This is a genomic window from Chromatiales bacterium 21-64-14, from assembly GCA_002255365.1.
Classification (GTDB): Bacteria; Pseudomonadota; Gammaproteobacteria; order 21-64-14; family 21-64-14; genus 21-64-14.
The window spans coordinates 64,814-77,304 of sequence record NCBI01000005.1 but is presented as its reverse complement, the minus strand read 5'-3'; the positions used below and the strand labels follow the sequence as shown (position 1 = coordinate 77,304).

Annotated in this window: 16 protein-coding genes; 4 read left to right on the top strand and 12 right to left on the bottom strand. The window is 62.2% G+C overall.

Annotation, left to right across the window (positions count from 1 at the left end; all coding sequences use genetic code 11):
- Positions 1-97: 97 nt before the first annotated feature.
- The 7 genes from B7Z66_04785 to B7Z66_04755 all read right to left on the bottom strand — a co-directional run bounded on the left by B7Z66_04785 (position 98) and on the right by B7Z66_04755 (position 6,557).
- The gene (locus B7Z66_04785; protein ID OYV77421.1) at positions 98-916 is read right to left on the bottom strand and encodes a glycosyl transferase family 2; all 819 of its coding nucleotides are present in this window, start codon (positions 914-916) and stop codon (positions 98-100) included.
- Positions 909-1,715: a 1-acyl-sn-glycerol-3-phosphate acyltransferase gene (locus tag B7Z66_04780; protein OYV77420.1), complete on the bottom strand. Its 807-nt coding sequence runs from the start codon at positions 1,713-1,715 to the stop codon at positions 909-911. Before B7Z66_04780 ends, B7Z66_04785 begins: the two co-directional genes overlap by 8 nt.
- The gene (locus tag B7Z66_04775; GenBank protein OYV77419.1) at positions 1,708-2,535 is read right to left on the bottom strand and encodes a hypothetical protein; all 828 of its coding nucleotides are present in this window, start codon (positions 2,533-2,535) and stop codon (positions 1,708-1,710) included. Before B7Z66_04775 ends, B7Z66_04780 begins: the two co-directional genes overlap by 8 nt.
- Positions 2,529-3,422 carry a hypothetical protein gene (locus tag B7Z66_04770; protein OYV77459.1) on the bottom strand — a complete coding sequence of 298 codons (894 nt, stop codon included), beginning with the start codon at positions 3,420-3,422 and terminating at the stop codon, positions 2,529-2,531. Before B7Z66_04770 ends, B7Z66_04775 begins: the two co-directional genes overlap by 7 nt.
- Positions 3,423-3,604: 182 nt before the next feature.
- The gene (locus B7Z66_04765) at positions 3,605-4,957 is read right to left on the bottom strand and encodes a hydroxylase (protein ID OYV77418.1); all 1,353 of its coding nucleotides are present in this window, start codon (positions 4,955-4,957) and stop codon (positions 3,605-3,607) included.
- 468 nt (positions 4,958-5,425) lie between these two features.
- Positions 5,426-6,109: a hypothetical protein gene (locus B7Z66_04760; GenBank protein ID OYV77417.1), complete on the bottom strand. Its 684-nt coding sequence runs from the start codon at positions 6,107-6,109 to the stop codon at positions 5,426-5,428.
- 43 nt (positions 6,110-6,152) lie between these two features.
- Positions 6,153-6,557: a transcriptional regulator gene (locus B7Z66_04755; GenBank protein ID OYV77416.1), complete on the bottom strand. Its 405-nt coding sequence runs from the start codon at positions 6,555-6,557 to the stop codon at positions 6,153-6,155.
- Positions 6,558-6,753: 196 nt separating this feature from the next.
- Between B7Z66_04755 and B7Z66_04750 the strand changes: the two genes are divergently transcribed.
- Entirely contained in the window at positions 6,754-7,374 is a 621-nt protein-coding gene (locus tag B7Z66_04750; protein OYV77415.1) for a hypothetical protein, read from the top strand.
- 41 nt (positions 7,375-7,415) lie between these two features.
- Here B7Z66_04750 and B7Z66_04745 read toward each other — a convergent pair whose 3' ends face one another.
- The gene (locus tag B7Z66_04745) at positions 7,416-8,042 is read right to left on the bottom strand and encodes a transcriptional regulator (GenBank protein OYV77458.1); all 627 of its coding nucleotides are present in this window, start codon (positions 8,040-8,042) and stop codon (positions 7,416-7,418) included.
- 151 nt (positions 8,043-8,193) lie between these two features.
- On the opposite strand from B7Z66_04745, the gene B7Z66_04740 reads away from it, so the two are divergent.
- Complete coding sequence (locus tag B7Z66_04740) at positions 8,194-8,613, top strand: hypothetical protein (protein OYV77414.1); 420 nt, start codon at positions 8,194-8,196, stop codon at positions 8,611-8,613.
- Positions 8,614-8,769: 156 nt separating this feature from the next.
- Here B7Z66_04740 and B7Z66_04735 read toward each other — a convergent pair whose 3' ends face one another.
- Positions 8,770-9,411: a hypothetical protein gene (locus tag B7Z66_04735; protein ID OYV77413.1), complete on the bottom strand. Its 642-nt coding sequence runs from the start codon at positions 9,409-9,411 to the stop codon at positions 8,770-8,772.
- 355 nt (positions 9,412-9,766) lie between these two features.
- On the opposite strand from B7Z66_04735, the gene B7Z66_04730 reads away from it, so the two are divergent.
- Both B7Z66_04730 and B7Z66_04725 read left to right on the top strand, forming a co-directional pair.
- The gene (locus B7Z66_04730) at positions 9,767-10,084 is read left to right on the top strand and encodes a hypothetical protein (protein OYV77412.1); all 318 of its coding nucleotides are present in this window, start codon (positions 9,767-9,769) and stop codon (positions 10,082-10,084) included.
- Entirely contained in the window at positions 10,060-10,290 is a 231-nt protein-coding gene (locus B7Z66_04725) for a hypothetical protein (GenBank protein ID OYV77411.1), read from the top strand. The genes B7Z66_04730 and B7Z66_04725 overlap by 25 nt, the downstream gene beginning before the upstream one ends.
- A 43-nt stretch (positions 10,291-10,333) precedes the next feature.
- Here B7Z66_04725 and B7Z66_04720 read toward each other — a convergent pair whose 3' ends face one another.
- The 3 genes from B7Z66_04720 to B7Z66_04710 all read right to left on the bottom strand — a co-directional run bounded on the left by B7Z66_04720 (position 10,334) and on the right by B7Z66_04710 (position 12,440).
- Complete coding sequence (locus B7Z66_04720) at positions 10,334-10,672, bottom strand: sulfite reductase subunit gamma (GenBank protein OYV77410.1); 339 nt, start codon at positions 10,670-10,672, stop codon at positions 10,334-10,336.
- A gap of 577 nt (positions 10,673-11,249) precedes the next feature.
- Positions 11,250-11,909, bottom strand: a complete 660-nt coding sequence (locus B7Z66_04715) for a hemolysin III (GenBank protein ID OYV77457.1) — start codon at positions 11,907-11,909, stop codon at positions 11,250-11,252.
- A gap of 90 nt (positions 11,910-11,999) precedes the next feature.
- Positions 12,000-12,440: a hypothetical protein gene (locus B7Z66_04710; GenBank protein ID OYV77409.1), complete on the bottom strand. Its 441-nt coding sequence runs from the start codon at positions 12,438-12,440 to the stop codon at positions 12,000-12,002.
- Positions 12,441-12,491: the final 51 nt, after the last annotated feature.

Genomic DNA, 12,491 nt, shown 5'->3' with positions numbered 1-12,491 from the left:
CCCAATTGCTGTCCGCGCGTTGTATCGAAACCTGCTTAGGGTCGTGCTGACGGGGCTGTTAACGTCTGCTGCAGCGGCCTATATTCAGGTAAGCGGCTCACATCTCGTCTGAGTTCAGTCGTGACGTACGACGGACTCGTCGCATCAACAGCACGGGCAGCCGAAATACGAACTCCAAAAACAGGCGCGCGTGCATCCACGTAAGCAGCATATTGTCGCGCACGTAGTTGAAGTGTGACACGCCACCCTCATCGGCACGCAGATAACGCAACAGGACCGGCAGATTTATTGCGGGAACACCTAGCCAAGACAAACGCACGGCCGCCTCGGCGTCGAAGTCGAAGCGGCGCATCCAGCGCTGACGGCACATTACGTGGCGCAGGGGCGCGATCGGGTAGACGCGAAAGCCGCACAACGAGTCGTCGATTCCGATCCACAGAGTTTCGAGGTTGGCCCACGCGTTGGAGACCTTACGGCCCTGCACTCGCAGTTGTGGTGCGCTCGGGCAGAACACCGGAACACCCAGCACCATGGCGCGGGGGCATTGAGTGGATGCCTCCATGAACGCGGGGATGCGCTCTGCGGGGTGCTGGCCGTCCGAGTCCATCGTCAGTGCATGGGTATATCCGGCCTTGGAGGCGAGGTCCAGCCCGTACAGTACGGCAGCGCCTTTTCCGCGATTTTCCGGCAACACGAACACCCGTAAGTTCGGGTCGGCGGCGCCTAGAGCACGCAAGCCTTCAGCAGTGCCATCCGTACTGCCGTCTACGACGACCCACACCGGGGCCCAGCGGGCGCGCGCGGCGCGCACGGTCTCGAACACCTTTGCGCCCGGGTTGTAGCTGGGGATGATAACGACGTGGCTCGGCGACACCTGCGGCGTTCCGCCGCTGGCGCTATACGCGACTTCAGTCATTGCGCGCGGTCTTCGGAGGGTATCTCAGCAGGCGCGTATCGGCCATGGCATCCATAAAATATGCCTCTAGTTCGATAACGAAGGCACGCACGTTCTGCGGCGGATCAAAACGCCGTCCCAGGCGAACGCAATAACTGATAGGCAGGTGCAGGTTACAAAGTCGCGGCCATCCCTTGGCAAATAGTGCGGAGTCGGTCTCAATGAAGACGGCTTGTACCGGAACTTGCGCGTGTTTGGCGATCAGGCCGATACTGCCGCGCACTGGACCTATCGGCAAGCGCGTGGTACGGGTGCCTTCCGGGAAAAGCAACAGATGATGGCCCGTGCGCAGATCGGCGACGGCGAGTTGGATCATCCTGCGCGGCGCGTCGTTCTCGATATAGCGCGCGAGACGCGCGCCAGCGCCTACAAAGACGTTGTTGACGATCTTTGCCTTCATGATGCAGGCCATCCCGGGCACGCGGGAAAGGACTGTCACCGCGTCTAGCAGGCTGGGGTGGTTGGGTGCGACGATCATCGGCGACTGGCCGCGCAAGACATCCAATGCGGAAAGGTCGAAGCGGCAAACACCAACAATGGTGAGCATGCGCATGTAGAGACGAAAAGCGTTATGGATCAACGCGCGGCCAAAAATTAGGCCGGTTCTGCGCGGCAATAGATAGTATAGTGGAATGGCGACCATCGACCACAACAATCCCAGCACGCAGAACACTGCGAGGCAAGCGGTCAGGCGGAGCACATCCCATGCAACGCGGAAGTAGCAATAGGTGGACGGCGCTCGCGACCCGCCGTTATTCATCACTAGCCACCATTTGCGAAGATTGCCCGAAGATCCACACCACTCCCACACCGAACGAAATGTTATGGCTCCGCAGCACCAATGGGCTATTGGCGAACACGGCGCCGGTCAGGGCATCGTAGCGTACGAATGTGCCGATCCAGTAGCGCTGAAAACGCTTGCTAAGCGCCAGGGTGAGTTTGGCCCCGGCATAGCCGCCATGTGCCGTGTAGGTCCGGCGTGTAACCGTCGCGTAGACAGGCGCTACGCCGTAGAAGGTCTGATTGTAGCCACGGTCGGTAAACAAGGGGCCGGCCTGGATACCCATAGTCCATCCGCGTTGCCCAATCACGTTGGCGATGTCCAGATTGAGTACGGGGGTAAATAGCCACCCGATTTGCCGCGGCGGGGCTTCGATTGTGATCGCAGCACGTACAGGAAGACGCAGGTCCAACCGCATCCGCCGGCTCGCTGAACGCCACAACTGCACATCGATCTCCGGCCCCAACTCGACCATCGGACGGAGATCGGGCATGCCGCGGCGAGCGGGATTGTCAGTGCTATTAACCGGTGGCGAGGCACTCAGACTTAAGCTGAAATGCACGCGCTTACTCGCGAATAAGCGTCCCTGGATCCCGTTGCGGCCCGCCGTGATGAATTTACCGCGATAGACGAAATAGGGTAACGGCAAGATATATCCGCGCTGCTGATCGGAGCCGGGATAGTCGGGGACGCTCAAAAATCCGGCTCCGACGCCGGCTACCCATAGAGGTTTTTCGGCGGCCAGAGCCCTGGCAGGAACCGCAAGAAATACAAGTGTTGCGAAGAGCCGTTTCAGCACGTCGACACCATATCCGCGTACAGGGCTGTCGCTTCAATTTCCACTAGGAGGTTCCTACGACAGATATCGGCCTGCAGATACACGGCCTGAACCTGATCGCCGACGGAGCGGCGTAATTCAGCGGCGACGGCTGATCGGTCTTGCGGATAGCGCACATATACCTTGTACAACAAATCGCTGGGCCGAGCGTAGGCCTCGCCGTGCCGCCGTACCTGGTCCAGGATGGATTCGATATTGCGCAGGGTCTCGCGGGCTTGTGCCACCACGTTGCCGGCATGCTGGGTCTGATGGCCGACAATGCTGGCAGTGCCGGAAACGAACAGTACGGGATGGCCACCCACCTCGGCCAGTGTCGCGCGGGAAAAAGTGGGACTACGCGGGCCATAGAGTTCTGGATAGTGATAAGCACTGATCTGGCGGGGGTTCTCGATGGCCGTTGCCGGCTGGCACGCCGCGATAAAATGCACTACCAGCGGCGCGTTACTGGCCAGTCCCACGGTGCTCGCGGCTGGCACGCTGACTCCTACGGTGCTGCGGCCATGTGCCTTGAATGCATCTTGGCGGCCGATATTAAATTGGCGATACCTCTCCAACCCATCGCTTTCACGGTTGATGTCTGGGACATGATTCCATACCCGCCATAGATGCGGGAACCCCAACACATCCAGGGCGTCGAATATGTCGGAATACATGCGCTCTACAACGCATGCAAAACCGGGGCTCAAGTCCCCGGGACGAGTGGTGGACGCATTTTCCACCGTGGTTAGAACGCCGAACAAAATGGATTCGCTGCAGCAGTAGCGCAATTTTCCGTGCACACCCTGACGCAGCGGTGGATCCGTTACCCACGCTTCGCACAGGGCTGGTCCCGGTATCAGCGGCGGCACATGTATGTAGGCCTGGGGGATATCCAGCGCGGCCAGGGCCTGCTCGGACCCAACGCTGAAGCAGGCCACTCCGAGCACGCGGCGCAGCTCGTCGGCGCGTTGCCTGCCAAGTTCCGATGCCGACCAATACCTCAGCTGCAAAGACAACGATTTCCCCATCAGTCAGCTACTGCGTCCGGCCACTATTCCGGACGGATTTGCCGTTTTCGTGACCACAGCGCCTTCCAAGAGCGGTTCAGGTGACGCAACGCGCTAATATAGTAGATGCTTTTGAATAATCGCAATGAGGTCCATAGCGGTGTTTTTCCGAAAATGTCCCCGGCCAGAACAGACAGTAATGCCTCTTTTGCCCGACCGATATTGCGGGGGCCCATGAACAAGTCGCGCATGGTGGGATGGTTGATGCGATAGATAAGCCACGAAAATTGGCGTGGACCATGGCGCATTTTTCGATCAAAGCGAGCCAATGCCCGTTTAGCGTGCGCCGGGTCACGCAGGCAAATATGTACAGCATCGGCGGCGAAAAAAGCGTTCTGCATGGCCAACATCACGCCGGTGGAAAATACCGGGTCTATGAAGGTATAGGAATCTCCGATGAGCAGGTAATTGGTGCCGTGAGTGTGGTCGCAGCTATATGAAAAATTTCCGGTGGCCTCAACAGCGGTCACCCGCGTAGCAATAGCCAGCCGCGCCGATAGCTCTGTCGACATGGCAATAGTGTCGGCGAAGAACGCATCTAACGGCTTGGTGCGTGATTTAAGATAGTAGGGCCAAATTACCGCACCGACGCTGGTAGTGCCATCGACCAGTGGGATAAACCAGAACCAACCGTGCTGGAACCAGAAGATGCTGATGTGGCCCTGCGCCTTGCCGTCGAGCCGTTGCGCTCCTCTAAAGTGGGCGTAGATTGCGGCACTGGTATGCTTCGGGTTCCGGTACTTGGCCTTGAATCGGCTAGCCAGAAAGGTGTCACGCCCAGAGGCATCGATGACGAAACTGGCACGCCAAATGGAAGTGCTTCCGTCATCACGCGTGGCGCTGACGGTAGCACCGTCTCCCCGCGGCAGAAACTGCACGTCGCGTACCGTGCAACCTTCTAACACCGTGGCGCCCTTGCGTGCGGCGTTTCGAGCGAGAATCTGGTCGAACTCGGAACGCCGGACTTGGTAGGCCATGGGCATGGATTTGTCCCATGCGTCGGCGAACTCGAACGTCTGGGTTTTTTGTTCGTGCCAGGGCGATACGAATTCCGCGCCCCACTTTTCCATCCCGATGGCGCGCACTTCGGCGGCCACTCCCAATTTGTCGAACAGAGGGAGGTTCGCCGGCAGCAGGGACTCACCGATGTGGAAACGTGGGTGACGGGCTTTTTCCAGTACGGTCACACGCAACCCACGCGCTGCGAGCAATGCGGCCACCGTAGACCCAGCTGGCCCCGCGCCGATGACCAGGACATCGGCCTGCTGCGGCACGGATCCCGCGGTTTGCAAGTGGTTCTCCGGTGACCGCTGTGTAGTCACTGACAGACTACCCATCCTGGGCGCTGAATCCCGCTATATTCGGGGCGTCGTAAAGGCGAAACGGACCACCAACCGAATGGTATGGCGGTCATCGCGCGGATGGGGACAACCCGTGCCGGTGGCACCACCGCCAGTTCCAGGATGCGGCGGCGGTCGTAGACTTGAGTCAGTGATTCGACGGCGGGGGGTTCACGCAACCGTCGTTGCGTCGTGTCCAGTCGGTATACCACGGACAGCGGCAGGGGTTCGGGTCTGCGCATCGGTAACTCCGCGGGTGCCTGTGGTCTGGATCATCCGCCCCATTGCGCCCGGCGGCGTAGTCATGTGGGACAGTCCCTATCCGACACCAGGGCACTATTGTACGCGTATTTTGGTGCGCAATTGGCACCTGTTTGGGTGCCGGATCGCAACCGGTTGGGCGTGCCTGCGCGGGTTCACTCCCACGATGTAGCATCACAAGTCGTGCCGCTGTTAGACCACGCGTCAGCTGCGGGGTGGCGCTGCTCGCAACGGATCCCGCTGGCCCGCGGCCGCGTAGACCTGGGTGAGCCAGACTAATGTAGTCGCTTGGCTGCGCTTGGAAAATCCTGCCGCAGTGATCCAGCGCTCGATCTGCGCCGGGGAATGGGCATAGGGACGGAAATCGGAACCGGTCAATTTCAGCAGCCAGGCGCCAACGGTGATGGCACCGGTGACGTACCAGCGGTCGCGCGGATAGGTCAGGGCGTAGACCCGCCGTGTCTTCTCCAGGGAGCGGTGCACCAAACCGTCGGCATCCGGGTAGCAACACACCACCTTGTCCAGCACCGTAACGTCGGCGGGCTCGATGGATTCGGCCAGGGTCATGAAGTCACCTTCGATGTACCGGGTGCGATCGGCCAAGCCGCGGTCCGCCGCCCAACGCCACGCCTCCTCGATCATCTTCGGGGCAAGGTCGATGCCGGTCGCCGTGGTGGCGCCCTGTTCCAGGAGGGTCTGGTGCAGGTGGCCGACCCCGCTGCCCAGTTCCAGAACCGAGGCCCCGGTGAAACCCGCCTGACCGAGTCCCGCCATGAGTTGGCGCTGGGACGGCTCGAATCCGCGGCGCTCAAAGCGCTTGCGGTAACGGTGTGCAAAGAACGAAAACAGCCGGCCCGCGGACTGCGCGTGGGGACAGCAGCAGCTCATGACACCTCCCTGCAACGACGGTAGCCCATCCGGGCTGCTTGGCTCAGCGGCCCCGCCTTAGTTTTTCGACCATGTCTCTGGGGAGCCTGGCGGTCTCGGGTATGTGGCGGTTGGCCCAGCCCATCATCGCCTCCAACACCGGCGACAGATCGCGGCCCTTGTCCGTCAGGGTATACGCATAACGCACCGGGCGCTCCTGGTAGGGGATTCGGCACAACACCCCTTCTCGCTCCAGGCGTTTGAGCCGGTCCGCCAGGATATTGGTGGGGATACCCTCGGGGGACGCGCTGAACTCCCCGAACAGGCGCTTGCCCAGGAACAAGTCGCGCACCACGAGCAGGGTCCAGCGGTCCCCGAGGACATCCAGGGTGTTGGTGATAGGGCAGGGGGACCGTTTGAAACCCGGGGCAGACCGAGCGAAGGATGGCACGGTGTTGGGTGGCTTCATGCCTGAAAGATAGCACCTTTTCCTATAACTTGCATATTGCAAGTTACTCGACTACGATTCGACTTTCAAAATGCAAGTTTGTGCAGGACACGGAGGTAACGCCATGCATCACCCCATCGAATTGCAGCCCCGGGGCTAGCCGGCCTCGCCAGGCCGGTCTCATCGTGAAACATATCAAGCAAGGAGGACGTCCGTGATGCGCGTTTACGGTAGTGCCGGATCGCGATCCATCCGCGTAGTGTGGACGCTGGAGGAATTGGGCTGGGAGTACGAATACATCCCGGTGGACTTGATCCAGGGCACCGCGGGAGGCGCGGCCTATCAGGAGGTCAACCCCGCCATCAAGGTGCCGGCTGTGGAAACCGACGGGGCCGTCTTGACGGAGTCCGCCGCCATCTGCACCTACTTGGCCGATCTCGATCCGGCGCGGCGCCTGGTTCCCGCGCCAGACACCATGGCTCGCGCGCGCCACACCCAGTGGTGTCTCTTCGTCTGCAGTGAGTTGGAACAACCCCTGTGGACGCTCGCGAAACACCGCTTCGTGTTGCCGGAGGCGTTGCGGGTGCCCGCGGTAAGACCCGCGGTGGAATACGAGTTCGACCGAATGCTGGACGTGCTCGCTCAAGGACTCGGTAACCAACCCTTTATACTGGGCGACGAACTCAGCGTGGCCGACCTGCTGTTGGCTCACACCCTGGGCTGGGCACGAAAAGCAGAGCTGCCCCTCAAGCACCCGCACGTTGAGCGATACGCAGATCGGCTGCTCACCCGCCCGGCGTTGGCGCGGGCGCGGGAAAGGGAAGCGGTAGGGCGCTAGGTAAGCCGTGCTTTCCCGGAGCTATCGAAGGCGGGCTGGGCTCATTTCGTGCCGAAGCCGAAGGTATCCCATAGGCCGCGCCGCCCGCGCGGCGTGACGCGGATCACGCGGGTGGCGCGCTCCCGGCGGATCCAGCCCAGAGCCTGCAACCGCTCCATCAAGGCTGCCCCCACCGCGCCGCCGATGTGGGGGCGCCGCTCGCTCCAGTCGATGCAGCGGCGCGCGAAAAGTCGGGGCTGGCGGCGCAGCACGGGAATCTCGATGCCTAATCCCGAGAACCCTGCGTCGCCGCACGGCGTAACCCGGTAATCCCGTTCGCTCAACTCGATCCACCCCTGGCAATCCAATGCGTCGGTCAAGGCCACTCCGAGACCGCCCGCCAAATGATCGTAGCAACTACGTGCCAAGCGCAACCGATCGACCACGGCACGGTCCGCGCGATCCCGCAGCGGTGGGGGTCCCGACAAGGCCATAAGATCCTCCAGCAGATGCGCCACCTCAGGGCTCGCCAATCGATAGTAGCGATAGCGCAGGCAGGGTTCCACCGTCAGCAGTCGCGCCTCGACCAGTCGCGCCAGATGATAGCTCGCGGTCTGGCAGGTGATTCCTGCTCGGTAGGCAAGCTCGCTGGCGGGCAATGCCTCCCCGCCCGCCAGCGCCCACAACATCGCGGCGCGCGCGGGAACTCCCAGCAGGCCAGCGATTTTCGAGGGCCCCAAGTGTTACTCCATATTTCGATAACGATCGAAGCCACCCAGCGCCGCGACGGGGTAGACTGTCCCTTCCTTCAGTCCACGATTAACACGAGGCCCGCAGCCCATGCCGCTTCGACCCTTGCAGCTCCGTACCGACGAAATCCCCTGGACCCCGGGTAGCGCCGCGCTTGGCGACCTTTCCGTATACCAGGATCAGGAGACCGTTTTCGTCAAACCGTTAAGCGACCGCCGCGGGGAAGGGGGTGGGGTCGCCCAGGTGATCCGGTTCCGCCCGCCGGTCGGGATGCTGATCAAGGTTCTGGCCGTGGCCCGGTCGGACGAACACATCTATATCCTGCAAGGAGGCCATTGTGACAAGGCGGGACGCCAGCGCCTCTTCCCTGGCGATTACCTGCTCCATCCCAACGGCCACCGGCACGGGGCGTTCCTTGCCGTAGAGACCATCGCCTTCGTGGCGTATACCGGAGAACCGGACGAACTGATTTCTTACGAGATCCTTCCGCTACGGTCCCCAGGGGATTAAGGGTGTCGCAGGTGCACGTCCCGGCTGTCGAGAATAACGATCATGCCAGCGCATGGTTCGCTACAGCGAACCACTACTCCCACCGGCGGCAACGGGTCATGTTATCGGTCCCGACCGGTGCGCCCTGGTGGTCTTCTGTGTCGCGATTCCGGCAGATCACCGAGGTTGGTAGCGGATGGCACCGGAGACCACGTTGGAGCGCACCTCCAGGGTGGAACCGTGGCGCTCGCGGAATTGGCGCACCTGCAGATAAACCTGTTTCTCGCCGGGTCCGGCACTCAGCTCAAAACCCGGCCGCGGGTGGAGCGTCGCCCACCGCGCCCCGGTAAACTGCGGTGATTCGCTGGCCCGGTACTGGTTGGCGGTTCCCGTCAGGGAAAAATCCAGAGTAACCCGCCGGTGTTCCGTGACCGCCGCGCCCCCATCGAGGCGCAGCCCGGTAAGCGCCAGAACCGGGGCGGGCGGGGCGCTCGCCCCGCGGCATACCGGCCCGGTCCCGCCCCGCGCCAGGGATACGTTGAGGATCTGGTCGGAACGCCCACCGAACAGTGCCTGTTGGTCACCACTGCGGCCCGCCTTTGACACCGTCAACACCAGGGGCGCGTCCGGTACGCCGTGAAACACGACCATACCCTCGGGGCCGGTCAACTGCGCACCGAATTGACTCGGATCCGCACGCGTACCCAAACAAACCGATGCGGCCGTGATCGGCTGCCCGGCCTCTTTGGCAAGGACCTGAACGGTCACATCCGCGGCATGGGCCAAGCGCGCTCCGGAAACCAGACTCAGCAGCGCCAACAGCAGTCGTCCGGAGTGACGGATCGGCCCCGGAACGGTGTACCGAGCTACGCTGCGATTGAAGATTTGCGCTTCGAGTGCCACCGCGAGTCCCCTGTACGCGCCATCGAGGTTTGCGACGGCTGAGCCCTGGTAAGCTGTCCGAGCAATCACGCCAACTACGGCGACGGTGGAAAGCCGGCCCAACCTTTCGATTTCTTTCGACCCTGACCGCCCACGGTCTGCAATTTTGCTCTCATCGCGCGTCCGGCAGTTGGCTTGGACAGACATCGACTTGATTCTAGTGTCCGGCGGCGGTCTTGTACATGGGCGGCACCAAGCCCCCGTCAGTCGGGTTACCAGGTGTGCCTGAGACATGGTGGACGCTACCGTGGCAGACACCCCGAGACCTAGGAACCCACGCAACCGCTGCCGGGTTCCCGGCGGACACAAAATTGGATACCATGAGCGCAATCATCAGGTCGGTGGCACCGCCCATGCCGCGGGTCGATTGGCGCAACGGCAGGCGGAGCGCGTCGTGCTGCACATCAGCGAATCCGACCCGAAGCCGTTCGTGGCCGTTCTGGACTATATCCGCAAGTTTCTCAAGAACCACCAAGGCCGTGACAGTCAGGTCGCGGTGGTGGCCAACGCAGGGGGCTCAACCTCATGCGGGCGGGGGTCTCCCCGGTAGAACGGCAAGTGATCGCGATGATCCATGCCCACAATAACCTCCACTTCATCGCCTGCGCCAACAGCATCCGGGCCTTGCAGGCCCAGGGCGTCGAGTCGCTGTTCATCGACGAGGTCGATACCCGGGAGCCAGTCATGGATCAGATTATCCGCCTAGTGCAGGACGGGTGGCGCTACGTCAAGGTCGAATCCCTCCCCAGGATCTGAGTCGCACGGTCGCGCCCGGGCACGTATGAAGATGCCGGCGCCGTCATCCGGTACTCCATGCCCGCGGCCGCCTCATTCCGGCGATCTTGCATGCCTGTTTCACATAGCCGTAGGGAAACAATCGGAACAGCTCATCGCGCGCCTCGTGCCCGAGTCCGCGTTCTTCCGCAATGTACTTGATTACGAAACGGGCATCAGAAGCGATCCCGTGTTCATCGTAATATTCGCGCATGAAACGGATCACACCCCAGTGCCCATCGGTCAGCTCGATGTTCTCCTGGCACGCCAGTGCCAGTGCCACCGCGTCGTCCCAATCGATGGGGTCAACCAAGTAGCCTTCGTCGTCGGTCCGAATCACCTTTGTGTCCACCTTCAAAGACATGTGCCTTCCTCCGCGAGGCAGCGGCCACCCGGTCCTGGACTCCACCGGCCCGGGCCGCACGCCGATCAGTAATTGTTACCGCGGTGTGGGGCTCAGGGTCATTGACGCAGGTCAAGCGCGAGCAATTCTTACCCCGACGTGGTCCTCCGCGAACGCCCACGGATACCTTAAGCCGCGACGTTGGGAACACATGATCGGAACGATACGCGCCCACCACGGCGCTTTCGGCGCGGAACGCACAGCTAAGCGGCGCACGACCGTGACCCGCCGGCGCGCTTGTCGTGCAAACCGCGGCTGACGTGATCGCCACAGCACCGTGCTACCGAACGCACGACTACGTGCGGCCCTTCAACGGCGTTGGTGGTGCGCCACTAGTCCGCTCGGACGCTGAGTTGAGGTAGAAACACCTCTGTACGCCCGCAAATTTCAGTTGGTCCGGCGGGTGGGCAACGCGGGCTTGGGTTTGCCCAGGTCCTCGCCATCCGTGATGCGTTGCCCCACCAAGCTGGATCGCTCAGTACCGACCGCCGCCGCGCCCCAATTTAGGCTTTGGAGTCGTAGTGGGACGTACCACCGCTCAGGCTGGGCGTAGCACGGTATAGAAGAGCACCGCGAAGAAATGGCACGCGCTGCCGGCCAGGACAAATACATGCCAGATGGCGTGGTGATAAGGCAGACGGCGCCAGACATAGAACACAACGCCCACGCTATAGGCCAGCCCCCCGATCACCAGCAGCAGGAGGCCGGGTGTTGGCAGCGCGTGGGCGAGGGGCTTGATGGCCACCAGTGCCAGCCAACCCAGCCCCAGGTAGAGGGCAAGCTCCAGGGTCTGACAGGATGAGCGGGTAAGCAGCTCACGCAGGACCCCTATCAGCCCCAAGCCCCAGACCAGGCCAAACAGGGTCCAACCCCATGGGCCGCGCAGATTGACCAGTGCGAACGGCGTGTAGGTGCCGGCGATCAGCAGGTAGATGGCGGAGTGATCGAGACGACGCAGGATGTCTTTGACGCGCGGCCGTTGGCTCGCATGATATAGCGTCGAGGCCAGATAGAGGAGGATCAGCGCGCTGCCGAATACCGCGGCACTCACGATCCGCGCGGCGCCACCATGCAGCGCCGCGAACACCTCCAAAACCACCAGGCCCGCAACCGCCAGCAGCAGGCCAAAGCCGTGGCTGACCGCGTGCGCGATTTCCTCGCCCACCGAATATTCGGAACCCACTACGGCGATACGCATGGGCATGGCCCTCCGATTACAATATACGTCACAGTATACTCCCGGTGCGTCCTCGCCCTGCACGGCGACATTCACCGGGAGCGGCACCGACTATCCGCGCGCACGGCGGCCGGAGGGTCCGCGGGGCGGGATGGGACGCGGGCCGGCATCCTGTCCGTCGGGCCAGACGTTGCGGAACGACTGGCGGGCCGCCCCAGAGATCGCGCGCGAGAACACCAGGTGGACCGCGCCAGCGCGCCGGAAGCCGCGGATGCACCCGCTCCTCACGCCCGTGATCTGAGCCACATCATTGCAATCCCGTACATACCGTTCACTGACCTCTCCGCGTACGCAACGTGCCCGCTGTTTCTGGATTCTGATAACAAACTGCGGTCGGACGCGGCGCGCGACCAAGATTGCGGCGCCCAAGGTTAACGCCGCAAGCACGATGCCGATCAGAGAGCGGGCCACGGGATTGTCCTGGATGCGTCCCGGTAGCCCTGGGAAGGAGGGGGAGCGGGTGAGAGATAATCGTCCTGGAATCGACCGCATGGATCAACACGAAGCAAGGGACGCTCAAGCGGCTTCCTCTCTATCGTGTAG

Bases quoted from the DNA above. Each gene is read 5' to 3' on its own strand.
- B7Z66_04760 (OYV77417.1), bottom strand. From the start codon at position 6,109: ATGAGCTGCTGCTGTCCCCACGCGCAGTCCGCGGGCCGGCTGTTTTCG.
- B7Z66_04780 (OYV77420.1), bottom strand. From the start codon at position 1,715: ATGAATAACGGCGGGTCGCGAGCGCCGTCCACCTATTGCTACTTCCGC.
- B7Z66_04785 (OYV77421.1), bottom strand. From the start codon at position 916: ATGACTGAAGTCGCGTATAGCGCCAGCGGCGGAACGCCGCAGGTGTCG.
- B7Z66_04755 (OYV77416.1), bottom strand. From the start codon at position 6,557: ATGAAGCCACCCAACACCGTGCCATCCTTCGCTCGGTCTGCCCCGGGT.
- B7Z66_04730 (OYV77412.1), top strand. From the start codon at position 9,767: ATGGTGGACGCTACCGTGGCAGACACCCCGAGACCTAGGAACCCACGC.
- B7Z66_04750 (OYV77415.1), top strand. From the start codon at position 6,754: ATGCGCGTTTACGGTAGTGCCGGATCGCGATCCATCCGCGTAGTGTGG.
- B7Z66_04740 (OYV77414.1), top strand. From the start codon at position 8,194: ATGCCGCTTCGACCCTTGCAGCTCCGTACCGACGAAATCCCCTGGACC.
- B7Z66_04745 (OYV77458.1), bottom strand. From the start codon at position 8,042: ATGTTGTGGGCGCTGGCGGGCGGGGAGGCATTGCCCGCCAGCGAGCTT.
- B7Z66_04710 (OYV77409.1), bottom strand. From the start codon at position 12,440: ATGCGGTCGATTCCAGGACGATTATCTCTCACCCGCTCCCCCTCCTTC.
- B7Z66_04765 (OYV77418.1), bottom strand. From the start codon at position 4,957: ATGGGTAGTCTGTCAGTGACTACACAGCGGTCACCGGAGAACCACTTG.
- B7Z66_04725 (OYV77411.1), top strand. From the start codon at position 10,060: ATGCGGGCGGGGGTCTCCCCGGTAGAACGGCAAGTGATCGCGATGATC.
- B7Z66_04720 (OYV77410.1), bottom strand. From the start codon at position 10,672: ATGTCTTTGAAGGTGGACACAAAGGTGATTCGGACCGACGACGAAGGC.
- B7Z66_04715 (OYV77457.1), bottom strand. From the start codon at position 11,909: ATGCGTATCGCCGTAGTGGGTTCCGAATATTCGGTGGGCGAGGAAATC.